Source organism: Telluria sp. B2 (assembly GCF_051789535.1).
In the GTDB taxonomy this organism is placed as follows: Bacteria; Pseudomonadota; Gammaproteobacteria; order Burkholderiales; family Burkholderiaceae_D; genus Telluria.
This window is the reverse complement of record NZ_CP196525.1, coordinates 4,847,826-4,870,665: the sequence shown is the minus strand read 5'-3', so window position 1 is coordinate 4,870,665 and position 22,840 is coordinate 4,847,826. Positions and strand designations below refer to the sequence as shown.

Annotated in this window: 21 protein-coding genes; 10 read left to right on the top strand and 11 right to left on the bottom strand. The window is 66.0% G+C overall.

The annotated features are described in order from the left end of the window. Positions 1 to 53 precede the first annotated feature (53 nt). Both fmt and def read right to left on the bottom strand, forming a co-directional pair. Positions 54 to 1,007 (bottom strand): methionyl-tRNA formyltransferase, encoded by a 954-nt coding sequence (gene fmt, locus ACSUZJ_RS21545; protein ID WP_499411597.1) that lies wholly within the window; start codon positions 1,005 to 1,007, stop codon positions 54 to 56. A 10-nt stretch (positions 1,008 to 1,017) separates the two neighbouring features. Continuing rightward, positions 1,018 to 1,560 carry a peptide deformylase gene (def, locus tag ACSUZJ_RS21540; protein ID WP_499411595.1) on the bottom strand — a complete coding sequence of 181 codons (543 nt, stop codon included), beginning with the start codon at positions 1,558 to 1,560 and terminating at the stop codon, positions 1,018 to 1,020. 293 nt (positions 1,561 to 1,853) lie between these two features. Here def and ACSUZJ_RS21535 point away from each other — a divergent pair, with 293 nt between their 5' ends. The 3 genes from ACSUZJ_RS21535 (at position 1,854) to ACSUZJ_RS21525 (ending at position 4,702) form a co-directional block, all read left to right on the top strand. Further along, on the top strand, positions 1,854 to 2,951 hold the full coding sequence (locus ACSUZJ_RS21535) for a LysM peptidoglycan-binding domain-containing protein (protein ID WP_499411594.1): 1,098 nt from the start codon (positions 1,854 to 1,856) through the stop codon (positions 2,949 to 2,951). Between the two features lie 7 nt (positions 2,952 to 2,958). Further along, positions 2,959 to 4,077 carry a DNA-processing protein DprA gene (gene dprA / locus ACSUZJ_RS21530; protein WP_499411592.1) on the top strand — a complete coding sequence of 373 codons (1,119 nt, stop codon included), beginning with the start codon at positions 2,959 to 2,961 and terminating at the stop codon, positions 4,075 to 4,077. Between the two features lie 160 nt (positions 4,078 to 4,237). After that, positions 4,238 to 4,702 (top strand): Smg family protein, encoded by a 465-nt coding sequence (locus ACSUZJ_RS21525; protein WP_499411591.1) that lies wholly within the window; start codon positions 4,238 to 4,240, stop codon positions 4,700 to 4,702. Positions 4,703 to 4,864: 162 nt separating this feature from the next. Here ACSUZJ_RS21525 and ACSUZJ_RS21520 read toward each other — a convergent pair whose 3' ends face one another. After that, a complete protein-coding gene (locus tag ACSUZJ_RS21520) occupies positions 4,865 to 5,374 on the bottom strand; it encodes a hypothetical protein (RefSeq protein ID WP_499411589.1) in 510 nt (169 codons plus the stop codon). Positions 5,375 to 5,739: 365 nt separating this feature from the next. On the opposite strand from ACSUZJ_RS21520, the gene ACSUZJ_RS21515 reads away from it, so the two are divergent. Then, a complete protein-coding gene (locus tag ACSUZJ_RS21515; RefSeq protein WP_499411587.1) occupies positions 5,740 to 8,376 on the top strand; it encodes a DNA topoisomerase III in 2,637 nt (878 codons plus the stop codon). 185 nt (positions 8,377 to 8,561) lie between these two features. Here ACSUZJ_RS21515 and ACSUZJ_RS21510 read toward each other — a convergent pair whose 3' ends face one another. The 3 genes from ACSUZJ_RS21510 to ACSUZJ_RS21500 are packed head-to-tail and all read right to left on the bottom strand — an operon-like array spanning position 8,562 to position 13,256. Further along, a complete protein-coding gene (locus ACSUZJ_RS21510) occupies positions 8,562 to 8,768 on the bottom strand; it encodes an addiction module protein (RefSeq protein WP_499411585.1) in 207 nt (68 codons plus the stop codon). A gap of 42 nt (positions 8,769 to 8,810) precedes the next feature. Next, on the bottom strand, positions 8,811 to 12,359 hold the full coding sequence (locus ACSUZJ_RS21505) for a hypothetical protein (protein ID WP_499411583.1): 3,549 nt from the start codon (positions 12,357 to 12,359) through the stop codon (positions 8,811 to 8,813). A gap of 3 nt (positions 12,360 to 12,362) precedes the next feature. After that, positions 12,363 to 13,256 carry an ABC transporter ATP-binding protein gene (locus ACSUZJ_RS21500; protein ID WP_499411582.1) on the bottom strand — a complete coding sequence of 298 codons (894 nt, stop codon included), beginning with the start codon at positions 13,254 to 13,256 and terminating at the stop codon, positions 12,363 to 12,365. A 275-nt stretch (positions 13,257 to 13,531) separates the two neighbouring features. Here ACSUZJ_RS21500 and coq7 point away from each other — a divergent pair, with 275 nt between their 5' ends. Continuing rightward, entirely contained in the window at positions 13,532 to 14,176 is a 645-nt protein-coding gene (gene coq7 / locus ACSUZJ_RS21495) for a 2-polyprenyl-3-methyl-6-methoxy-1,4-benzoquinone monooxygenase (protein WP_499411581.1), read from the top strand. 178 nt (positions 14,177 to 14,354) lie between these two features. Here coq7 and ACSUZJ_RS21490 read toward each other — a convergent pair whose 3' ends face one another. From ACSUZJ_RS21490 to ACSUZJ_RS21475, 4 genes are all read right to left on the bottom strand, one after another. After that, the gene (locus ACSUZJ_RS21490) at positions 14,355 to 14,780 is read right to left on the bottom strand and encodes an OsmC family protein (protein ID WP_313704379.1); all 426 of its coding nucleotides are present in this window, start codon (positions 14,778 to 14,780) and stop codon (positions 14,355 to 14,357) included. A gap of 95 nt (positions 14,781 to 14,875) precedes the next feature. Then, a complete protein-coding gene (locus tag ACSUZJ_RS21485) occupies positions 14,876 to 16,060 on the bottom strand; it encodes an ABC transporter permease (RefSeq protein ID WP_499411579.1) in 1,185 nt (394 codons plus the stop codon). Beyond that, positions 16,057 to 16,791: an ABC transporter ATP-binding protein gene (locus tag ACSUZJ_RS21480; protein WP_499411578.1), complete on the bottom strand. Its 735-nt coding sequence runs from the start codon at positions 16,789 to 16,791 to the stop codon at positions 16,057 to 16,059. The genes ACSUZJ_RS21485 and ACSUZJ_RS21480 overlap by 4 nt, the downstream gene beginning before the upstream one ends. A gap of 12 nt (positions 16,792 to 16,803) precedes the next feature. Further along, complete coding sequence (locus ACSUZJ_RS21475) at positions 16,804 to 18,240, bottom strand: alpha/beta fold hydrolase (protein ID WP_499411576.1); 1,437 nt, start codon at positions 18,238 to 18,240, stop codon at positions 16,804 to 16,806. Positions 18,241 to 18,547: 307 nt separating this feature from the next. Between ACSUZJ_RS21475 and rplM the strand changes: the two genes are divergently transcribed. The 4 genes from rplM to ACSUZJ_RS21455 all read left to right on the top strand — a co-directional run bounded on the left by rplM (position 18,548) and on the right by ACSUZJ_RS21455 (position 21,125). Beyond that, positions 18,548 to 18,976: a 50S ribosomal protein L13 gene (gene rplM / locus ACSUZJ_RS21470; RefSeq protein WP_290424888.1), complete on the top strand. Its 429-nt coding sequence runs from the start codon at positions 18,548 to 18,550 to the stop codon at positions 18,974 to 18,976. Between the two features lie 9 nt (positions 18,977 to 18,985). Beyond that, the gene (rpsI, locus tag ACSUZJ_RS21465) at positions 18,986 to 19,378 is read left to right on the top strand and encodes a 30S ribosomal protein S9 (RefSeq protein ID WP_028102305.1); all 393 of its coding nucleotides are present in this window, start codon (positions 18,986 to 18,988) and stop codon (positions 19,376 to 19,378) included. A 217-nt stretch (positions 19,379 to 19,595) separates the two neighbouring features. Then, the gene (locus ACSUZJ_RS21460; RefSeq protein WP_499411574.1) at positions 19,596 to 20,345 is read left to right on the top strand and encodes a helix-turn-helix domain-containing protein; all 750 of its coding nucleotides are present in this window, start codon (positions 19,596 to 19,598) and stop codon (positions 20,343 to 20,345) included. Between the two features lie 156 nt (positions 20,346 to 20,501). Then, positions 20,502 to 21,125: a hypothetical protein gene (locus ACSUZJ_RS21455; protein WP_499411572.1), complete on the top strand. Its 624-nt coding sequence runs from the start codon at positions 20,502 to 20,504 to the stop codon at positions 21,123 to 21,125. Between the two features lie 5 nt (positions 21,126 to 21,130). Here ACSUZJ_RS21455 and ACSUZJ_RS21450 read toward each other — a convergent pair whose 3' ends face one another. After that, positions 21,131 to 21,523 (bottom strand): MerR family transcriptional regulator, encoded by a 393-nt coding sequence (locus ACSUZJ_RS21450; protein WP_499411570.1) that lies wholly within the window; start codon positions 21,521 to 21,523, stop codon positions 21,131 to 21,133. A 177-nt stretch (positions 21,524 to 21,700) separates the two neighbouring features. Here ACSUZJ_RS21450 and ACSUZJ_RS21445 point away from each other — a divergent pair, with 177 nt between their 5' ends. Then, positions 21,701 to 22,738 (top strand): patatin-like phospholipase family protein, encoded by a 1,038-nt coding sequence (locus tag ACSUZJ_RS21445; RefSeq protein ID WP_499411568.1) that lies wholly within the window; start codon positions 21,701 to 21,703, stop codon positions 22,736 to 22,738. Positions 22,739 to 22,840 lie beyond the last annotated feature (102 nt).

The window sequence follows — 22,840 nt, the reverse complement described above, 5'->3', positions numbered from 1 at the left end:
GGCGCTCCCACTACGCCACCTTTTGCGTGGGCACGGAGTGCCCACCCTACGGTTCACACGAATGTCTGCCCTTCGAGCGGGAATCCTTTCAAGAACTCCGCCGCCGCCAGGCGCTTGCCGCCCGGCTTCTGCAGCTCCAGCAAACGCAGCGCGCCTTCGCCGCAGGCGACGACGATGCCTTGCTCATCGCTCGATACCACCGTGCCCGGCGCCGCATTGCCTCGGTAGTCGGCCAGTTGCGCCTTCCAGATCTTGATCGCAGTCCCGTTCACCATGCCTTGCGCGGCAGGGAAGGGGTTGAAGGCGCGCACCTTGCGCCACAGCGCCAGGGCCGGCAGCGCGAAGTCGAGCTTGGCCTCGTCCTTGCTGATCTTGGCGGCATAGGTCACGCCCGCTTCCGGCTGCGGCGTGGAAGTCAATTCCCCGCGCGCCATGCGGCGCAGCGCCTCGACGATCATGGTGCCGCCCAGCGCCGCCAGCTTGTCGTGCAGGCTGCCGGTGGTGTCGCCGTCTTCGATGGCCACGCGTTCGATCAGCATCATCGGCCCGGTGTCCAGACCTTCTTCCATGCCCATGATGGTGACGCCGGTTTCATGGTCGCCGCTTTCGATCGCGCGGTGGATCGGCGCGGCGCCGCGCCAGCGCGGCAGCAGCGAACCGTGGATGTTGATGCAGGGCGCGATGTCGAGGGTGCTGCGCGGCAGGATCAGGCCGTAGGCCGCCACCACCATCACATCGTAGTCGAGCGCCTGCAGGCGTTCATGCGCTGCGGTTGCCTCGAGCGCGCGCTGTGCGTCCTTGCTATCCATGCGCAGCGACAGCGGCTGCAGCACCTCGATGCCATGCTCCAGCGCCAGTTGCTTGACCGGCGAGGCCTGCAATTGCAGGCCACGCCCGGCCGGGCGGTCGGGCTGGGTCAGCACCAGGGGAATCTCGAAGCCGGCCTCGACCAGGCTACGCAGGGCGACAGCGGCAAACTCCGGCGTACCGGCGAAAACGACCTTCATGCGCGGCGCCTCAGTAACGGCGGCCAGCGGCCTTCAGGGCCGCTTCGCGCTCCATGCCGCGCTCTTCCTTCTGCAGCTTGGCCTTGATGCGGTTGCGCTTCAGGGGCGACAGGTATTCCACGAATACCTTGCCCATCAGGTGGTCCATCTCGTGCTGGATGCACACGGCCAGCAGGCCTTCGCACTCGAGCTCGAAGTACTCGCCCTTGGCATCCTGGGCGCGCACCTTCACGCGCGCCGGACGCTCGACGCCGTCGTAGATGCCCGGCACCGACAGGCAGCCTTCGTCATAGACCTGCTTTTCCTCGCTGGCCCAGGTGATTTCCGGATTGACGAAGACCAGCAGGTTGTCGTGCGTCTCGGTCACGTCGATCACGACCACGCGCTCGTGCACGTCGACCTGGGTCGCAGCCAGCCCGACGCCCGGCGCGTCGTACATGGTATCGGCCATGTCGGCGACCAGCTTGGCAAGACGCTCGCCGAATTCGGTCACGGGCTTGGCAACCTTGTGCAGGCGAGGGTCGGGATAGCGCAGGATCTTCAGGAGGGCCATATCAGGGAATTCAGTAACAGTTCAATAAGGGTTGGTGGAAATACGACAAGAAGATGGGGACGCAGGAGCAGGAATGCAACACGTGGCCCCGCCAGCAGGACGCGGTTTGTCTTGCTAGTTCAAGGATTTGTGTGCAGAATTTGATTCACTTCGGCAACCTTTCGGCAACCTTCATGATCCGCCAAGGCGATTCAAGGAACGTCGATTCGTGCTGTCTTCTTGCGCCGCGGCTGGCCAGGGTGACGGGGCAGCCTGCAATTCCGTGTCAATGCCGCACTTTACGGACGTCTTCAATGAAAAATTTTAGCACAGTCGTGACCCGCGCTGCTGCGGCGGCCCTCGTCGCGTGTGTCGTAGCCGGCCCCGTCCAGGCCGCGGAATGCGCCTTCAAGCCGAATGCCCCGGACCAGCACCGCGTCGTCAAGGGCGATACCCTGTGGGATATCTCTGGCGCCTTCCTCGAGCACCCCTGGTGCTGGCCCCAGGTCTGGGGCATGAACCGCGAGGAGATCCGCAACCCGCACTGGATCTATCCCGGCCAGATCGTGTATTTCGACCGTGTGCGCGGTCGCCTCTCGCTCACCAGGCCGGGCAGCGGCGACGGCCGCGGCGAGCCGCCCCTGGTGCGTTTGTCGCCCCAGGTCCGGAGCGAAGGCCTGGAGAACGAGGCGGTGCAGTCGATTCCCGCCGGCGTCATCGAACCCTACCTGACCCAGCCGCTGGTGATCGAGAAGGACCAGCTGGCCAGCGCGCCGCGCATCGCGGCCTCCGAGGAAAACCACGTCTACCTCGGCGTGGGCGACCGCGTCTACGTACGCGGCGATCTGCAGGGCGCGACCAGTTTCCAGGTGTTCCGCCCAGGCGGACCCTTGCGCGACCCGCAGACCCGCGCCGTGCTGGCGCACGAGGCCAGCTATGTCGGCACCGTCACGCTGGCGAAGCCGGCCGCGCCCGGCGTCGACGTGCACACCTTTACGGTGTCGAGCTCGGTGCGCGAGATGGGCGTGGGCGACCGCCTGGTCCCGGCCCCGCCGCCGGCCGTGCGCAACTACGTGCCGCATGCGCCGCAACAGCGGATCGATGCCCGCGTGATGTCGATTTATGCGGGCGTGACCTATGCCGGGCAGAGCCAGGTCGTCACTGTCAATCGGGGCGCGCTTGACGGGCTCGATGTCGGCTCCGTCTTGCAGCTTTATCATTTCGGGAAGACGGTGCCGGACCCGGATGGCCGCAAGGGTTTCCTCGGTTTCGGCCGGTCGACCATCAAGCTTCCCGATGAGCAGTATGGCAGCCTGTTCATCTTCCGAGTGTTCGGGCGCGTTTCCTACGGCCTGATCATGCAAGTGACGGCGCCGGTGGAAGTCGGCGACGTGGCGAAATCACCGGAGTAAACCCGCCGTGCAGGACACGGACCCCAACCCCGCCAGCCGCATCGCTACCTTGACCGACTGGCTGCGCCTGGAAGGGGCGAGCGGGGTCGGGTGCCGCACTGCGCACCACCTGCTGCGCGTCTATGGTTCGCCGCGCAGGATCTTCGAAGCCGGCCATGCGGCGCTTGCCGCCCAGGTGCCGGCCGCCACCGCACGCGCCCTGTGCGCGCCGCCTTCCTCCTCCACCCTGCAACAGCGCGACGCCGTGCTCGCCTGGCTCGAGGATCCCGCGCATGCGCTGCTGGCGCTCGACGATCCGCATTATCCGCAAGCACTGGCCAACATCCCCGATCCACCGCTGCTGCTTTATATAAAAGGGCGCATCGAACTGCTCGCGCGCCCGGGACTGGCCATCGTCGGCAGCCGCAATGCCACCAGCCAGGGCAAGGCCAATGCCCGGCATTTCGCTTCCGCCCTGTCGCAGGCCGGTGTCTGCGTCGTGTCCGGGCTGGCGCTGGGCATCGATGCCGCGGCCCACGAGGGCGCCCTGGAAGGCAGCGGCGCGACGATCGCCGTGGTCGGCACCGGCGCCGATTTGTTCTACCCGAGCCGCAACCGCGCCCTGGCCGAACGCATCGCGCGCGACGGCTGCATCGTCAGCGAGTATCCGCTGGGCACGCCGCCGACACCGGGCAACTTCCCGAAGCGCAACCGCATCATCAGCGGCTTGTCCGCGGGCGTGCTGGTGGTCGAGGCGGCGGCGCAGTCCGGTTCCCTGATCACGGCGCGGGTGGCGGGAGAGCAGGGCCGCGAAGTGTTTGCCTTGCCGGGCTCGATCCACGCGCCGCTGGCCAAGGGCTGTCATGTCCTGATCCGCGAAGGGGCGCGCCTGGTCGAAACAGTCGGCGAAATCCTCGATGCAATGCGCATGTCGCCGCTCGCGCCCGAAGTGGCAAGCGCGGCGCCGACCGAGACAGACTGTCTCGGTCTGCTGGAGTACCTCGGCCACGAACCGGTCGACATCGACACCCTGCTGGCGCGCAGCGGCGGCAATGTCGGCGAACTGAGCCTGGGTTTGCTGGCGCTGGAGATGGCCGGCATGCTCGAACGCCTGCCGGGAGGGAAGGTGCAACGTGTGCACCGGTGATGCCGCGTCGACAGCTGTTCGATCGACAGGCCGCATCGATAATTACTTACAAGCCTATATGAACCGATAAGGCCGAAAAACGACGATTTACGCATTGAGGATGCTCATGCACGCAGCAAGCTTGTGCCCGTACGAGCTTAGCTGCTACAGTAGCGTCACTATGTTCGACATCCTGGTCTACCTCTACGAGACGTACTATCGTCCCGAAGCCTGCCCCGAGCCGGCTGCACTGGCGCGCAAGCTCTCCGCCGTCGGTTTCGACGACTTCGAGATCTGCGAAGCCATCGATTGGCTCACGGGTCTTAACGAAATGGCCGCCGAAGAGCTGGCCGACGTGGTCGCCTCGAAAGGCACCCGCTACTACGTGGACGAGGAGTACAACGAGCTCGGCAGCGCCGCGATCGGTTTCATCCAGTTCCTCGAGAGCGCCAAGCTGATCAGCCCCGTGCAGCGCGAAATCATCATCGAACGCGCGCTCGCGGTCGACGAGTCGCCGGTCACGCTGAGCAAGCTGAAGATCATCGTCCTCATGCTCATGTGGAGCCAGGGCAAGGAGCCGGACGCGCTGATGTTCGACGACCTGTTCGGTTCCGATGACGAACAGACGCCGCGCCTGCTGCACTGAACCCGTACTGAATCCGCTGAACGGCCTGCCTTGCGCAGGCCGTTTTCTTTTGTGCGGCGTGCGTGCGGCAGGGCTGGAAGCGAGACAGCCGGTATCACTTCGGCACGGGCCTTGCCGCTTGCGCCGCACGCACCGCGTTGCGGCAAGGTCCACCGCACGCCATTAGCGCTTATCCTGCCCGCCGCCCGGCTTGCCCTTGCCGTAGTCCGAAGGCGACTGGTTCGGCTGCCCGCCCTGTTGCGAGCCGGTCACGCTCGACTGCTGCGATCCCGGCGGCCCGATGGGCGACTCCTGCGAGCCGGCGCGCTGGTCCTGTTCGAGGCCGCCGTAACCGGACTGCTGCGACATGCCGAGGCGTTCCTCTTCGGCACGCGCCTGCATGCGCTGGCCTTTCTGGCGCGCGCTCCAGCCACCTTGCTGGGCGGCCACGCCACCGCGTCCACGGTTGGGATTGCCGCCCACCGTGCCCTGGCCGGCGCTCAGATTTCCCGACTGCATATTGCCTGACGGGCGCTGCTCGGAGTTTGGCGTCCAGGACTGCGAATTCTTCGCCGACGGCGCGACCGCACCCGGCGGCTTGCCTTGCTGGCTGCCCTCGGCCACCGGCACCATTTTTTCGCGTGCCACACTGCGTCCGTGTTCGTTCACCATGCCTTTGTGTTTATCGCTCATGGTCATTTCCTCCCATCAAACGGCGGCGCTACGGTCCGCCAACAAGGCGATCATGCGCGCACGGCCGCGCCGCTTGTATCAGAATCGTGTCCGGTCCAATGTAGGAAAGCGCCCACTTTCACGGAAGAAGGCATGACTGGCTGCATCGTCAACGATCGGAAACAACCGCGCGTTTTCGGTACGGTGCTGTATTGCGTTGCACAACAGCGGTGCAGAGTCTACTTGCGAACAGCGCGATAACGCGCTTATCATTGGCCGCTCATTCCAGACTGTTACTACTAAGACACTAGCTGCGCAGCGGTCCCGCCGCCAAACCTGTATGATGCGCGAGCCAAACACCTAATATAAGTAAGACGAGAAACTTTATGACCAAAACCCTCATCATCGCCGAGAAGCCCTCCGTCGCGAATGACATCGCCAAGACGCTGGGCGGCTTCACCAAGCACGATGAGTATTTCGAATCCGACGAGTACATCCTCTCGTCCGCCGTCGGCCACCTGCTCGAAATCGCGGTGCCGGAAGAATACGATGTCAAGCGCGGCAAGTGGAGCTTCCAGCATTTGCCGGTGATCCCGCCTTACTTCGCGCTGAACCCGATCGCCAAGACCGAGTCGCGCCTCAAGGTGCTGAACAAGCTGATCAAGCGCAAGGATGTCTCGACCCTGATCAACGCATGCGACGCGGGCCGCGAAGGGGAACTGATCTTCCGCCTGATCGCGCAGAACGCGAAGGCGAAACAGCCGATCAAGCGCCTGTGGCTGCAATCGATGACGCCGACCGCGATCCGCGAAGGCTTCCGCCAGTTGCGCAGCGACGAAGAGATGCGTCCGCTGGCCGACGCCGCGCGCTGCCGCTCGGAAGCGGACTGGTTGATCGGCATCAACGGCACCCGCGCCATGACCGCCTTCAACTCGAAGGAGGGCGGCTTCTACCTGACGACTGTCGGCCGGGTGCAGACCCCGACCCTGTCGATCGTGGTCGAGCGCGAAGAGAAGATCAAGAAGTTCGTCCCGCGCGACTACTGGGAAGTGCGTGCCGAGTTCGTGTGCGCCGCCGGCGTCTACGAAGGGCGCTGGCTCGACCAGAAGTTCAAGAAGGACGAGAACGATCCGGAAAAGCGCGCCGAGCGCCTGTGGAGCCGCGCCGCCGCCGAATCCATTGTCGCCGCCTGCCGCGGCAAGCAGGGCGTCGTCACCGAGGAATCGAAGCCGACCACCTCGATGGCGCCGGCCCTGTTCGACCTGACTTCGCTGCAGCGCGAGGCCAACGGCCGCTTCGGCTTCTCGGCCAAGAACACCCTGGGCCTGGCCCAGGCCCTGTACGAGAAGCACAAGGTCCTGACCTACCCGCGTACCGATTCGCGCCACCTGCCGGAAGACTACATCGCCACCGTCAAGTCGACAATGGAGTCGCTGGCCGAGAACAACAATTACCACCAGTTCGCCAAGCAGATCAGCAAGAACGGCTGGGTCAAGCCGAACAAGCGCATCTTCGACAACACCAAGATCTCGGACCACTTCGCGATCATCCCGACCGGTGTCGCGCCGAAGAACCTGTCCGAGCCGGAACAGAAACTCTACGACCTGGTCACGCGTCGTTTCATGGCGGTGTTCTTCCCGCCGGCCGAGTTCCTGGTCACGACCCGCTTCACCGAAGTGTCGGGCCACCAGTTCAAGACCGAGGGCAAGGTGATGACCAACCCGGGCTGGCTCGCCATCTACGGCAAGGACACGACCGGCGACGACAAGGACGGCGCCACCCTGGTGCCGGTGCAGAAGGGCGAGAACGTCCTGGCCGACAAGGTGACCCCGAACGGCCTGGTGACGAAACCGCCTGCACGCTATACCGAAGCGACGCTGCTGTCGGCGATGGAAGGCGCCGGCAAGCTGGTCGACTCGGACGAGCTGCGCGACGCCATGGCTGGCAAGGGTCTTGGAACTCCGGCCACGCGCGCCGCCATCATCGAGGGCCTGCTCACCGAGAAATACCTGGTGCGCGAAGGGCGCGAACTGATCCCGACGGCGAAAGCGTCGCAGCTGATGACCTTGCTGCGCGGCCTGGGCGTGAACGAACTGACGGCGCCGGAACTGACCGGCGAATGGGAATACAAGCTGTCGCAGATGGAGAAGGGCAAGATTTCGCGCGACGAGTTCATGCGCGAGATCGCGCAGATGACCCAGATCATCGTCAAGCGCGCCAAGGAATACGACAACGACACCATTCCGGGCGAGTACGCGACCCTGCAGACCCCATGTCCGAACTGCGGCGGCACGGTCAAGGAAAACTACCGCCGCTTCGCCTGCACCAAGTGCGACTTCTCGATGAGCAAGACGCCGGGCAGCCGCCAGTTCGAGATCAACGAGGTCGAGGAACTGCTGAAGAACCGCACCATCGGTCCGCTGCAGGGCTTCCGCTCGAAGATGGGCCGTCCGTTCGCGGCGATCCTGCGCATCGTGCGCGACGAGGACATCAACAACTTCAAGCTGGAGTTCGACTTCGGCCAGGACCAGGCCGAGGGCGAAGAGGGCGAGGGCGTCGACTTCACCGGCCAGACCCCGCTCGGACCCTGCCCGAAGTGCAATGGCGGCGTCTACGAGATGGGCCTGGCCTATGTCTGCGAGCACCAGGTCGCCAAGCCGAAGACCTGCGACTTCCGCAGCGGCCGCATCATCCTGCAGCAGGAAATCCTGCCCGAGCAGATGGCCAAGTTGCTGAACGACGGCAAGACCGACCTGCTGCCGGGCTTCATCTCGCAGCGCACGCGCCGTCCGTTCAAGGCTTTCCTGGTGCGCGGCAAGGACGGCAAGATCAGCTTCGAGTTCGAGGAGCGCAAGGCCAAGCCGGCCGCCAAGGGCAAGGCTGCGGCGAACGACGACTCGGCAGGCGCCGATGGCGAAGCCGTCGAGACCAAGGTCACGAAGAAGCCGGCCGCCAAGGCCGCAGCCAAGACCGTGGCCGCGAAGAAGCCGGCGGCCAAGCGGGCCAGCGCCGCGAAGAAATAGGCGTTCACATGTGACGCCTAGGGTGGGCACTCCGTGCCCACCGGATTGATGCGCTAACGCGACCCCACCCTACGTCCCTCGCATCAATGCCGCAAGACGCCGACAAGCACTGCGCATAAAAAAACCGCGATCGACAGATCGCGGTTTTTTTCATGCCTTGTACTTCAGATATGCGTAGCGGCGAATTACTCCTGCCAGTCCTGCAGCGCGCGGATCGCCGCTTCGCCGCTGCGGATGGCCTTCACGCGGCGCACCACCTCCATGCGCCAGGCTTCATCGGCATCCTCGTCGGCGCCATCGACGTCTTTCAGCAACGTGCGCAGCAGCTCGTGCTTTTCGTCGGCGCTCAGCAGTTGAATTTTTTCGCGGATTTCGGCAAGCATGCTCGACATGTTAACCTCACTGAAAGTAGTGCCTTGATGATATAGCGAGTTTTACTGGTTGTCGACTGGCAGCATGTTATCTGTGGGTTTCTTGTCGATCAGCTTGTAATCCGGGTCGATTCCTGCTCTTCCCGGCTGCACGTCGACCACGAACGTGACTGTCTGGGCGCGCTCGCGCACCAGGCGCCGTTCGCGCGCCAGCGGATTGCCGTCGCGGTCGTCGACGCCGAATTCGATGGTGTCGGCCAGCGCCATGTCCTGCTCGATCGGGCCCCCTGCGCGCAGCTTGGCCGCGCTGGCGCGCAGCGTCACGACATACTTGCCGTCCGGGCGGCGGCGCGCGCTGGCGCTGTCGGCCCGGTTGTCGTAGAACACGATCGCCTCGAACAGGTCGTGCACCAGGTAGGCTTTATCCGGCGGCGCCACGGCGCGCAGGGCAGCGAGCAGGGAAGCGGCATCGGCGGCTTGCGTGCCCGGCTCGCCAGCCCTGCGCAGCAGATCGCGCAGCACCGCGTTGACGCGCTCCTCGCCGAGCTGGTCCTGCAGCAGGTAGAGCGCAAGGCCTCCCTTGCGCTGGGCCAGCCAGGATTCGCCGCCCGCCTGCGCCAGCGGCAGTTCGCGGCCGGTGGCGGTCGCGCGACCCATCAGGTAGGCACGCAGGTCCTGGCGCAGATAGCGCCGCATGGCGGTCGAGCCGAGGCTGCGGCGCAGCGTCATCAGCGCGGTGTACTCGGCCAGGCCCTCGGCCAGCAGGCCGCCGCCGGGGGCGCGCGATTCGGCCAGTTGCTGGCCCCACCACTGGCGCGCGGTCGTGTAGGCGCCGATGTAGAAGGGGTAATCGATCTCGGTGCGCGAGCCGGGGTCGACGTGCGCGATGAATGCGCCGGTCTCGGGCAGCTTGACCATGCCGGGGAAGGACTGTGCTTCGCCCGCATCGCGCGGTGTCTCGACCAGGCGCAGGTCGTGCAGGCGGTAGGGGCCGAAGGCGCGCGTGCCGTAGTCGAGAGCGGCGCTGGCGCCGCGCACCAGGCGGTCGACGTTCGCCTCGTGGCCCGGCCGGTAGAAGGCGTCGATGGCCACGTCCTGCCAGCGCTCGTGGCGCACCGCGTAGCGCGCCGAGGCGATCGCGTAGCTGTCGAGGATGGGCTGCTCGGCGCGGTAGCGGAAGTGGCGGCGTTCGCCCTCGATCCACTCGCGTTCGAGCGCGCCCGGGGCCACCGCGATCTGGTCCACGCCCGTGCTGACCAGGGCCTCGAACGCGATGCGGTCCGCGCCTGCGCCGCCATCCCTGCGCGGGCCCTGGCTGCGCGGCGCCAGCCCGTGGCGGCGGCGGTCGCGCTCGTCGCGCAGCTCGACCGCCGGCTGGTAGCCGATGCGCGGCAGGGCCTCGTTGGTGAGCCAGCTGCCGTTGGCCGCAACCGGCGTGTCGGTGCCGAAGCCCAGCAGGCCGCCCGGCGCCGCGCTCAACTGGAAATCGAAGGCGATGCGTGCGCCAGGGGCCAGCGGCGTCGCCAGGCGATAGCGGTAGAAGCCGCGCGCGCGGTCGCTCGTCACCAGGCGTGCCGGCTGCGACAGGCGCGCGGCCAGGTCGGAGCCGGGCTGCTGGTAGACGATCAGGTCGGCGATCGGCGCGGCGCTCCGGTTCTCGAGCTGGTAGTTGCCCGCGACAGCCAGCATGCGCGCGCGCGGGTGCAGGTCGACGCGCAGGCTGACCGCGGCCAGGCGTGGCTGGGGCAGGGCCTGGAAGCCACGGTAGCGCAGCTCGTAGTCGGCGCGCAGCGCCTCGGCCGTGCGCGTCATCCGGTAGTTGCCGGCCACGTCGAGTTCATACCACAGCAGCGCGCCGCTGCCGGCGAACAGCAGCAGGCCGGCGCCGAACGCCGCCAGCACGCGCGGCGTGAGGTTCTGGCGCGCCAGGCGCAGGCGGCTGGCCCACTCCCCGTTCACGCCGCGCGGCCACATCACTACCGTGGTGGCCAGCAGCATCAGCGCGGCGCCGGCGCTGTACGCTTCCAGCGCACGTTCGAGCTGCAGGTGATGGCCGTAGCCGTTCATGGCCGACCAGGGCAAGCCCGACGGCGCCGTGAGCAGCAGCGGGTGGTCCAGGCCCAGGCCCTGGCAGGCCACCATCGCCACGTACAGGGTGACCAGCAGCGCGTAGCCAAGCACCTTGCGCCCGCACAGCGCCTGTACCGCGAGCGCCACCACGGCCAGCAGCGCGTACTGCGGCAACAGGATGGTGAACAGGGTGCGCAGGTAAAGCCCGGTCTCGAGCGCGAACCAGCCCCGGAACACCTGGCACAGCATGGCGGTGAGCATGGACAGGAACAGCAGCAGGGCCTGGATGCCGACCAGCGCCAGGACTTTCGAAATCGGCGCCAGCCAGCCGGGCAGCGGCAGGGCGTCGAACAGCTGGGCGGTGCGGGCCTCGCGCTCGCGCCAGACCAGCTGCGCCGCGTAGAAGGTGGTGACGACAAGGATGAACAGCGAATTGGTGTCGCGGATCAGTTCCAGCATCTGCCAGGTGAGGGGATAGGTGCTGGAACCGTGCAGCATGCCGGAATCGAAGCTGCCCAGCACCAGCATGCCCATGCCGGCGACGGCGATCAGGGCAAAGGGCAGCGTCGCGACCGACTGGCGCAGCTGCAGCCAGGTCAGTTTCGCCAGCAGCAGGCCGAGGCTGCGGCGGGCGAAATCCGGGCGCTCGCGCGTGTTGACGGCCGCCTGCGACAGCTGCGGCGCGGGGTCGGGCGGGAGGCGCGGCTCGCCGGCGCGCACTTCGGCCAGGCCGGTCAGGTGCAGGCGCCAGTAGCCGAGCATGAGCACCACCAGCCCGAAACCGCACCAGATCAGGCGGTTGGCCAGGTAGATGCCTTCCAGCGTCACGTGGCGCGTATTGCGCTCGGCGACCGGCCAGTACTCGGTCAGCGTGATCAGCGCGGTGGTGGCGAAGGGGTCGATCAGGGCGGCCGCGGTCTTGTAGTCGAAGTCGCGCGCCAGCGAGGGCGCCACCGTGTAGCCGACCAGCAGCACGATGCTGGCCACATACACCGGCAGCATGCGCCGCGTGAGCGCCGCCAGCACGAAGAAGATCGCACCGAAGATGAACAGGTTGGGGAGCAGGGTGAACAGCCAGGGCAACAGGTAGGCCTTGATGCTGCCTCCGCCCAGGCGGTCCGGATCGATGCCCGGCACCAGGGTTCCCAACCAGACACCGAGCACGATGCCCGCGAAAATGAGGGCCAGCACGGTCCAGGCGCCGAGGAAGCGCCCGAACACATAGGCAGATTTGCCGATCGGCGCGCTGAAGAAGAAATGGTGCATTTCGTGCTCGAAGTCCTGCTGCACCGCGCGCCCCATCACGGCGGCCGTCACGATCACGCCCAGGCAGCCGAGGAAGGCGGTGGAGAGGGCTACCTGGCGCGGCGCGTCGATCAGCACCCGCGAGCCGAAGGCGACCACGGCTTCCTTGAACACGCCGCCGGCCGCGGCGGTCCACAGCAGGGCCAGCGCGACAAAGGCCCCGAAATAGACCCAGGTCGCCAGTTGGCGCAGGCGCTGGCGGATCTCGAAGCGGGCGATCGCAAGCAGCGCGGCCATGGATCAGCAGTTCCCCGTGGCGCCGTCGTGGCGGCCGGCGATGGTGGCGAAATAGACGTCTTCCAGGCTGGCGTGGGCCGGCTCGAAGCCCATGCCGGGATCGCGCTCGGCATACACGTGGATCAGGGTGCGGCCGGCGCGCAGGCGCGTCGAGATCACGGCGTGCTGCTTCTGGAACAGCGGCAGGTCGGCCTTGTCGACGAAGCGCGCCCAGATGCGCTCCTCGATGTCGTCGATCAGGCGCGCCGGTTCGCCGCACAGCAGCACCCGGCCCTTGTGGATGATCGCCATGTTCGAGCACAGGTCGGCCACGTCGGACACGATATGGGTCGACAGCAGCACGGTCTTGTCGGCGCCGATATCCGACAGCAGGTTATGGAAGCGCACCCTTTCCTGCGGGTCCAGGCCGGCGGTGGGTTCGTCGACGATGATCAGTTGCGGGTCGCCGATCAGGGCCTGGGCCACGCCGAAGCGCTGGCGCATGCCGCCCGAGAAGGTGCCCAGCTTCTGGTGGCGCACCTCGAACAGGTTGGTCTGCTGCAGCAGGCCGTCGACGACCTCGCGCCGGCGGTGTTTCTGCGCGATGCCCTTCAGCTGGGCGAAGTGGTCGAGCAGCTCATAGGCCGTGACCTTCGGGTAGACCCCGAAGTCCTGGGGCAGGTAGCCGAGCATGCGGCGTACCTCGTCCTTTTCATCGAGCACGTCGATGTCGTCGAGGAAGACCGAGCCGCTGTCGCATTCCTGCAGCGTTGCCAGGATACGCATCAGGGTCGACTTGCCGGCGCCGTTCGGCCCCAGCAGGCCGAACATCCCCTGCGGGATGTTCAGCGTGACCTTGTCCAGGGCCACGACGCCGTTGGCGTAGGTCTTGGACAGATTGCGGATGCGTAATTCCATGCGGACTCCAGGGTGGGCTTTGCATGGCGTTCATTTTCATTTCCGCCAAGCCTTTTTGACGCCTGCATTGTAGTCAATAACGGCCGAGTCAGGCGGGCCGATGCGACGCACGGCGCGATGGGTGGCCCAGAGTGCAGAAAGGCGGGGGCAGGGCGCATGCGGCATGGGTGAAGAGAAGCGGCGGACAGCGGGGCCGAGCGCGCGGCGAGGGGGGCGGGCGCGGCTCGAATGAGGGCGCGCTTATAATGGCATTTTCCGCGACTTATACGAATATTATGTTAGCGAACCGTTTTATCAGTCCCCTCGACCAGCTGATCGTCGGCTTCGACAAGGCGCTGCGCGTGGTCGGCGGCGTGGCCTCGGCCTCGCGCCCGAACCCGGCAACGCATGCCGTCGACTGCGAGCTCGACGAGCGCCAGCAGCGCCACAGCGCCGGCCTGATGCGCGTGAACCACGTCGGCGAAGTCTGCGCCCAGGCGCTCTACGACTCGCAGGCGCGCCACGCGCAGTCGGCGGCGATGCGCATGCAGTTCGAGCAGGCCGGACGCGAGGAGGAAGACCACCTGGCCTGGACCGCGCAGCGCCTGTCGGAGCTGGGCTCGCAGCCGAGCATGCTCAATCCGCTGTGGTATGCCGGCGCCTACGCGATGGGCACGGTGGCCGCCAAGCTGGGCGACGCCAACAGCCTCGGCTTCGTGGTCGAGACCGAGCGCCAGGTCGAGGCCCACCTGAACAGCCACCTCGACATGCTGCCGCCGCAGGACGCCAAGTCGCGCGCGATCGTCGACCAGATGCGCATCGACGAGATCGCCCACGGCGCCGCCGCCCAGAACCTCGGCGCGGCCGAGATGCCGGTGCCGGTCAAGCTGGCGATGAAGGCGTTCGCGAAGGTGATGACGACGACGGCGTATTACGTTTAAGAGGTGTTGCCGTTGTAGGGTGGGCACCTGTGCCCACGCGGTCGTGCCCTTGAAGACCCGATGGTGTGATCTTGCCGGGTGCGATCGCTGGATTGCACATGACGTGAATCTTACCGATGCCGCAACATTGGCTTGTGCCGTACCGCGTGGGCTCGAGAGCCCACCCTACGAAAACCGGTCAAGCCGCTTCGACGATCTCGAACGAATGCGTGATCTCGGCCGTCTTGGCCAGCATGATCGAGGCCGAGCAGTACTTCTCGTGCGACAGCTTCACGGCGCGCTCGACCGCGGCAGGCTTCAGGTTGCGGCCGCTGACGACGAAGTGGAAATTAATCTTGGTAAAGACCTTCGGATCGGTGTCGGCGCGCTCGGCTTGCAGGGTCACGTCGCAGCCCTGGACATCCTCGCGGCTGCGCTTCAGGATCAGGACCACGTCGAACGCGGTGCAGCCGCCGGTGCCGGCCAGGACCAGCTCCATCGGCCGCGCGGCCGTGTTGTGGCCGCCGGCTTCCGGCGCGCCATCCATCGCCACGGTGTGACCCGAACCGGTCTCGGCGCGAAAACTCATGCCCGACGGGCCATTCCAGCTGACTTTGACTTCCATGTGCGTTTCTCCGCTGTTTGTGCTGCCCCTATTGTAGAACAGCCCACCGCGGCCTGCCGGGGTGGGCTGTGGTCTTGCAGTCGGCGGTCCGGCGCCTATACCGACAGCACGTAGCGCTCGCTCTTCATGCGCCAGCTGGCGAAGCCCACCGCGATGGCCGCCGCCAGCGCCGACGACAGGAAGGTCATCGCCACCGGCCACAGGCCGATCTCGCCGCCCTTGGCCATTTCGCGCAGCAGGGTCTGGTTAGACAGCATCGGCACCATGTACATCCACTCGGCCGTCTTGAGTTCCATCATCGAGATGATGATGCCCGGCGCCAGCGGCACCAGCATCGCGATACTGAGCACGCTCTGGGCTTCCTTGAACGATTTCGCGTTCATCGCCAGCGCAATCTGCAGGCCGGCCGCGAACAGGCACAGCGGGATCGAGGCAAGGCACACCAGCGCCAGGTCGGCCCAGGTCAGGGCCCAGGACATGCCGATTTCCTCCAGCGGCAGCCAGGACAGGATGCCGTGGGCCAGCGCCAGTTCCAGCGTGACCCCGGCCACGGCCAGCACGCCGGCGGTGAGCCACTTGCCGGTCACGAGCTCCCAGGCGCGGGCCGGCTGGGCCATCAGCACTTCCATCGAGCGGCGTTCGCGCTCGCCGGCGGTCATGTCGACCGCGGTCGACATGCCGCAGATGAAGGCCGGCAGGAACAGGATGCCGAGGATGCTGCCGATGAAGCCGGCCGAGCGCGAGGCATTGGTGCCGGTATCGAAGCGCTGCACCTGGATCGGCGCTAGCGCCGCCGGCGACACGCCGTGCGCCAGCAGGCGCGCGCTGGCCACGTTGGCGCCATAGGCCTGGAGCACGTCCTCGACCTCGCGCCGCTGCGTGTAGTTCTCGTCGGCCGAGTCGTACCACAGCTCGACGCGCGCCGGACGCATCGCCGCGTAGTTCTCGGTGAACTTGTCGGACAGGCGCAGCACCACCGGGTACTTGCGCGACCGCAGCAGCTCGGCGATGGCTTCCTCGTCGAGCGGGCCGGTTTCCGCAACCGTGACGTTCCTCTGCTTGAGCTGGGCCATCAGGGTCGGCGCCTTGGCGGCGCCGATCACGGCCACCTCGATGCCGTCGCGTTCCGGCTTGGTGGCGCGGTCGATCGACTGGTTCAGGAGGTAGCCCAGCATGAGCGGGTACATGAAGGTGAACAGGGCGAGCAAACCCAGCGTGCGCTTGTCGCGCAGGGTTTCGCGCAGCTCCTTGAGAAGTACAACCAAAAACTTCGGTTTCATGCGGCGATTCCTTCCTCGGTGCCGACCAGGCTGACAAACGCGTCTTCCAGGCTGGCGATGCCGGTACGCCGGCACAATTCTTCGGGCGAGCCCTGGGCCACGGTATGGCCCTTGGCAATGACGATCACGTCGTCGCACAGGTGGGTCACTTCCTGCATCACGTGGGTGGCCATGATCACGCAGCAGCCCTCCTGGCGCAGGGCGGCCAGCGCGTGGCGCAGCGCGCGCGTGCTCATCACGTCCAGGCCGCGGCTCGGTTCGTCGAGCAGCAGGTGGCGCGGGCGGTGCAGCAGGGTGCGCGCCAGCGCCACCTTGATGCGCTGGCCCTGGGAGAAGCCCTTGGCGCGGCGCTCGAGGATGTCGTCCATCGCCAGCAGCTCCGACACTTCGTCGATGCGCTGGCGCAGGGCGGGGCCGCCCATGCCGTTCAGTTCACCGAAATAAGCGAGGTATTCGCGTGTGGTGAGGCGCTCGTACAGGCCGAACTGGTCGGTCAGGAAGCCGATGTTGCGGCGTACCGCCAGCGGGTCCTGTTCCGGGTCGACGCCGTCGATCGAGATGCTGCCGTGGTCGCGCCTGAGCAGGCCGATCAGGGTGCGCAGCAGGGTGGTCTTGCCGGCGCCGTTGGGGCCGAGGAGGGCGGTGATCTGGCCGTCGCGCGCCTGGAAGCTCACGCCGCCGAGCGCCTGCACCTCGCCGAACTGTTTACGTACATCTTGTACTTCGATCATGGTGAACTCGATTCAGGGTTGCGGCCCGGCGCTGCCGAGCTGGAAGGTCGGAGCCGGGATCTCGGACAGGCACTTGGCGTCGAGCTGGCCGGTCGGCTTGTCGAGGAATTCGCGCAGCAGGCGCGGCGCGCAGCCCAGTTGCGAGACGCCGTGGCCGGCATTGGCCACCACCAGGTGGCGCGCATTGCTCATGTGGCGGGCGGCCGCTTCCGCGCGCCGGGGCGGCGTCACGGGGTCGAGCGCACCCGACAGCAGCAGCGCCGGCGCGGCGATCTTCGTCGGCTCGGCGTAGGGCACGGCCGGCACGTTCATGGCCTTGCACAGGGCGGGAATGCGCTCGGCCAGCGGACGGGTCAGCAGCGCCGCGTCGTCCTTGAGCAGTTCCGGCGTCATGCGCGGCACGTCCTCGGCGCAGACCACGGCGAAGTGCAGCAGCATGGCGGCCGAGCCATCGCCGCCAAAGTCGCCGGCGATGTTGTGGCGCGCAACGAAAGGTTCCCAGCGGCCCTGGTAGGCGCTGTGGATCAGGAAGGGCAGGCGGCGTGCGTCGGCCGGCGAATACAGGATGTTGTGGACGGTGCCGAGGAAGCGCTGGCCGGTCATGGTGAAGCTCACCGGCGCCGCTGTGCGCGGATCGGCGATAGCCAGCCTGACGCCCGCTTCGGTGCGCTTTGCCAGCGCGTCGAACTCGGCGCGCAGGTTCGGATAGGCCTTGTTGCAGCCGGCATTCGCGGCGCACTGCGCGAACAGCTTGTCGAGCGCGGCCGAGCCGTCGCGCCCGCCCGCCGGGATGACCTGGTCGGGCGCGGCAACGCCGTCCAGCACCAGCGCGCGCACGCTGTCGGGATAGGCGCGGGCATAGGCCTGGCCGAGGCGGGTGCCGTAGGAGCCGCCCCAGAGATTGACCTTGCCGTAGCCGAGCGCGCGCCGCACCTGCTCGAGGTCGCGCGCGGCAGCAAGCGTGGTGTAGGCGGAGAACGGCGCGCCGCTTTTCGCGATGCAGGCGCGCAGCTCGGCTTCGAGCTCGGCGTCGCTCATGGTCTCGTGCTCGGGACGGCTTTCGCAGTCGAGCTTGCCCGACAGCCCGGTGCCGCGCTGGTCGATGAAGACGATGTCGCGTGTGGCGCGCACGCGCCGGAAGGCGGCGTTCAGCAGCGGCAGCACTTCGCTGCCGGCCTGGCCGGGGCCGCCCGCCAGCACGAACAGGGGATCGGAGCGCGAGGCTTCGCGGAAGGCCGGCGCCACCGTGACGTGCAGCTTGAGCTTGCCGCCGTCGGGTCTGGCGTAGTCGAGCGGGACCGGGAGGGTCAGGCAACGCAGGGTTTCCTCGGAGCCGGGCAGGTGGCAGCTGCGCTCTGCGAGGCCGGGCGCCCTGGCGGCAGGCGCGGCGTGTGCGGCGCTCGAGAGCAGCAGCGCGCACAGGGGAAGCAGGATGGATCGGATTTTCACAAAAACTCCTCAGACAATTGATCCATAGTAATTTGTCATCGTTTCCTGGGTCAACTTATGTTTCGCTTAAGAACGCTGGAATCGTCCGAGTCTAGAGTGGCCGGCAGGACAATGACATTGAGCAAACTCACTGCATCGGACGATGCGGGCGGGAATGCGACAGCCGCCTGACGCCGCCTTGACGCGACAGGCCGCAACAAGGTATCATCGTTGGCTTTCCATTTGCTCAGGAAAAGACAATAAGGCAGAGTCCGCAGCAACAATTGCGGAACCACCATTTGAGCAATTTACCTATTAGGAAGTCAACATGAAAACTTTTTCCGCTAAGGGCCATGAAGTCCAGCGCGACTGGTTTGTGATTGACGCGACGGACTTGGTCCTCGGACGTGTTGCCAGCGAAGTGGCACTCCGACTGCGCGGCAAACACAAGCCGGAATTCACTCCGCACGTCGATACCGGTGACTACATCGTCGTCATCAACGCAGGCAAGCTGCGCGTGACCGGCACCAAGGCCACCGCCAAGACCTACTACCGTCACTCGGGCTACCCGGGCGGTATCTACGAAACCAACTTCCTGAAAATGCAACAGCGCTTCCCGGGCCGTGCCCTGGAAAAGGCTGTCAAAGGCATGCTGCCGAAGGGCCCGCTGGGCTACGCCATGATCAAGAAGCTGAAAGTGTACGCGGAAGGCACCCACCCGCACGCAGCACAGCAACCACAAGCACTGACCCTCTAAGGAACTGACATGATCGGTAACTACAACTACGGCACTGGCCGTCGCAAGAGTGCAGTCGCTCGCGTGTTCATCAAAGCTGGCACCGGCCAGATCATCGTGAACGGCAAGCCGGCCGCCGAATACTTCTCGCGCGAAACCGGCCTGATGGTCATCCGTCAGCCGCTGGAACTGACCGGCAACGTCGAGCGTTTCGACATCAAGGTCAACGTGCACGGCGGTGGTGAATCGGGCCAGGCAGGCGCGGTTCGTCACGGCATCACCCGCGCACTGATCGACTACGACGCAGGCCTGAAGGGCGACCTGGCACGTGCCGGTTTCGTCACCCGTGACGCCCGTGAAGTCGAGCGTAAGAAAGTCGGCCTGCGTAAAGCACGCCGCGCAAAGCAGTTCTCGAAGCGTTAATCGTTTCCTGCTGCTGGCAGCGCCTTCGGGCGCTGTTGCACAAAAGCCGTCCTCCGCAAGGTGGGCGGCTTTTTGTTTTTGCGAGCCGCTGCATGCATGATGCTTAAAAAGAGTAAATCTTTTTTGTATTCATCGATATTCGCGGATATTCACCTTCCAAGTCATGCATGAATCGCCAAGAATACGACCATTCCATTGACGTTCAGGAAAGGTCCATATGAATTTTGGCGAAAGACTCAAACAGATCAGGACGGACAAGGGCCTGACCCAGCCGCAGTTCGCGCAACTGGCCGGCATCGAGCAGTCCTATCTGTCCAAGCTGGAAAACGACAAGTCGGTGCCGTCGGCCGAGATGTTTTCCACCATCCTCTCCGCCCTGGAGATGGATGCGGCGACCTTTTTGCAGGACGTGGATCAGGATGTGCTCGCCACGACCCTGCGCCATATCCCGGCAGTGAACCAGTTCACTGCCGGCGCGGCGACGGCCCAGCTCAGCCAAACGAAGCGCTGGCTGTTCGGTGCGGCTGGCGCGTGGATGCTCGGCTTTGCCATGATGCTGGCGGCGCACGACGGCATTTTCTTCTCGAACCAGCTCTACAAGTACACCTCGCCGGGAGTGATCCGGGCTGGCGAAGCGGAGAACATCTTCACCACCTGGAGGGAAATCCTGGCGCAGCAAATGGTCGCCAAGATCATCACAATCGAGGCCATGGCGAAACAGTCGGCCGAGTTCCTGGCGAAGCGGAATCGGCCGGTTACCGTGGAATGGCCGAACAGCCGCGGCACCGTGTATTACGAGGCGGCGGAAAACGGCCGGCGCCGCTTCGAACTGGTCGATACCCGGCATATTCAGGCGCCGGGCAATCGCATCCTGCAATATATCGGCGCCATTGTCTTCGCATGCGGTTTCGCCGGCCTGTTCATCGAATGGCGGCTGCGCCGTCTCAAAACCAGGCTCATCAAATAAGAACCGAGGAAAACTCCCTGTCGCAGACTTGCAGGGGGTCTCGAAGCGTTCATCGCTCCGGCGGCGTTTTACGCCGGTGCTTGACTCTGCCATTAGTGTCAGCCTTCAGCATGTCGACATCGCGCCCTTTTGAGGCGCTCACACAGGGAGATCGACATGACGCTGAAGAATCCGCTTACCGCCTTCGCCGCCGCCAGCCTGCTGGCGCTGAACCTCGCCAATACCGCCTCAAGCGCCGAACCGGCCGCATCCGTCCCGGTGTCGTATGCCGTCGCAGTCCAGAACAATCCGCTCGGCGCGAACGACGCCTGCGGCACCGGCGAGCCCGACAGCGCGAGTTATGCGCCGGACACCCTGGTGCGCGCCCTCTACGATATCGTGACGGGACCGGCGGGCGCGAAGAAGGACTGGGGGCGCATGGCGAACCTGTTCGCGCCGGGCGCCATCGTCACCACCACCACGCACCGCGACGGCGCCTTCCTGGCCGATCCGCAAACGCCGGCCCAGTTCGCCGCACTGAACGACCGTCTGCTGGGGCACCGCAACTTCTATGAGCGCGAAGTGACGCAGCAGATCCAGTCCTTCGGCCACATCGCGCATGCCTGGAGCACCTATGAAACGCGCGACCGTCTCGACGGCCCGGTGCGCGTGCGCGGTGTCAACGCCTTCCAGTTGTTGAACGACGGCAAGCGCTGGTGCATCCTGTCGCTGACCTGGGACGCCGAAACGGCCGCGCACCCGATCCCGCCCGCCTTCGACGCCGCGCCGGCGCGCAAGTAAATGGTTCAGGGGCGCGGCGGCTCGGCCGGGCCGCCGAGGCGCCGCTGTTCCTCGAGGAAGGCGAGGCGCTCGGCGGCGCTGCTGCGAATCGCCTGCAGGGCGGCGATGCGCTCGTCGAGTTCGCCGAGCTTGCTGCCGTAGAGCGCGATCACATCCGCGCATACTTCGCGCAGGCTCGGTTGCGGCGCCAGCATCGACACCAGCGGCCGGATTTCCTCGACCGTGAAGCCGTTGCGCAGCAGGATGCGGATGCGCTGCACGAATTCGACGGCGGCGGGCTCGAAATAGCGGTAGCCGTTCTCGCGGCGCTTGGCCGCCAGCAGGCCGCATTGTTCGTAGTGGCGCAACGAGCGCACGCTGGCGCCGGTCTGCTGCGACAGTTCACCGATGCTCAGCATGGATGGGCTTCCTGCGCAGCCGTGTCCGCGCACTTTGTTTTATTGTCCATACGAAAATTATACGCAGACGGCATCGCCTGCGACAGGCCCTGGGCGGCCGCGAGCGTTCGCTAGCGCACCGCCGCATGCTTTTCAGGCTGCTAGCCTGTGGGGGCGCACATATCGCAGGAGAAGCACGTGTCTATCAAAAGGATCAGTCTCGGCTTGCAGGGCGGCGGCGCGCTCGGCGCTTTCGGCTGGGGCGTACTCGACCGCCTGCTGGCCGACGAACGCATCGAGATCGCGGCGATCAGCGGCACCAGCGCCGGCGCGGTCAACGCTGCGGTCCTGGCCGACGGTTACGCCCTGGGCGGCGGACGCGAAGGGGCGCGCGCGGCCTTGCGGCGCTTCTGGCTCGGGCTGAGCACGGCTTCGCTGTTCAGTCCGGTCAAGCGTACGCCGCTCGACTACGCCAGCGGCGACTGGACCTTGCGCAATTCGCCTGGTTACCAGCTGATGCAGCTGGTCGGCGGCGTGCTGGCGCCGCCCAGCTCGCCGCTGAGCATGAACCCGATGCTGCCGCTGCTGGCAGGCTTGATCAATTTCGAGCGGGTGCGCCAGTGCCGCGAGATCGCCATGTTCGTGCCCGCCACCAATGTACGCACCGGTCGTGGCCGCATCTTTACCCGCGAGCAGCTTGACGCGTCGGTCATCGCCGCCTCGGCCTGCCTGCCGCACGTGTTCGCACCGGTCGAGATCGATGGCGAAGCGTATTGGGACGGCAGCTTTGTCGGCAATCCTTCGCTGTCGCCCCTGGTTGACGCCGACGCGCGCGACATCGTGATCGTCCAGAACAATCCGGTCGCGCGCAGCGGCCTGCCGATGAGCCTGAGCGACATCCACAGCCGCGCCAGCGAGATCGCCTTCAACATCAGCTTCGTGCGCGAAGTCAGCGCCATCCAGCACCTGGGCGCCCTGGTCGACGCCGAGCAGAGCGAAATGGTGCACACGGCCGGGGTGCGCCTGCACATGATCAGCGGAAACGACGAGCTGCAGCGCCTCGATCTGTCGACCAAATACAATACCGAATGGCCCTTCCTGCTGCACCTGCGCGACCTGGGCAGCGCGACGGCGCAGCGCTGGCTGGACGAGCACTTCGGCCACATTGGCGTGATGTCGACGCTCGACCCGGTGCCGGTCTACGAGCCGGAACGCCTGACCGGTACGACGGGTTGAAGCTCTTTGCCGGACCGGCTTGCGGCCATGCAATATTTGCATCCCAGGCCGGGAATGCAAATAATATTTGCAAGGCCTTGCCGGCTGCCGCAGCAGCGTTTC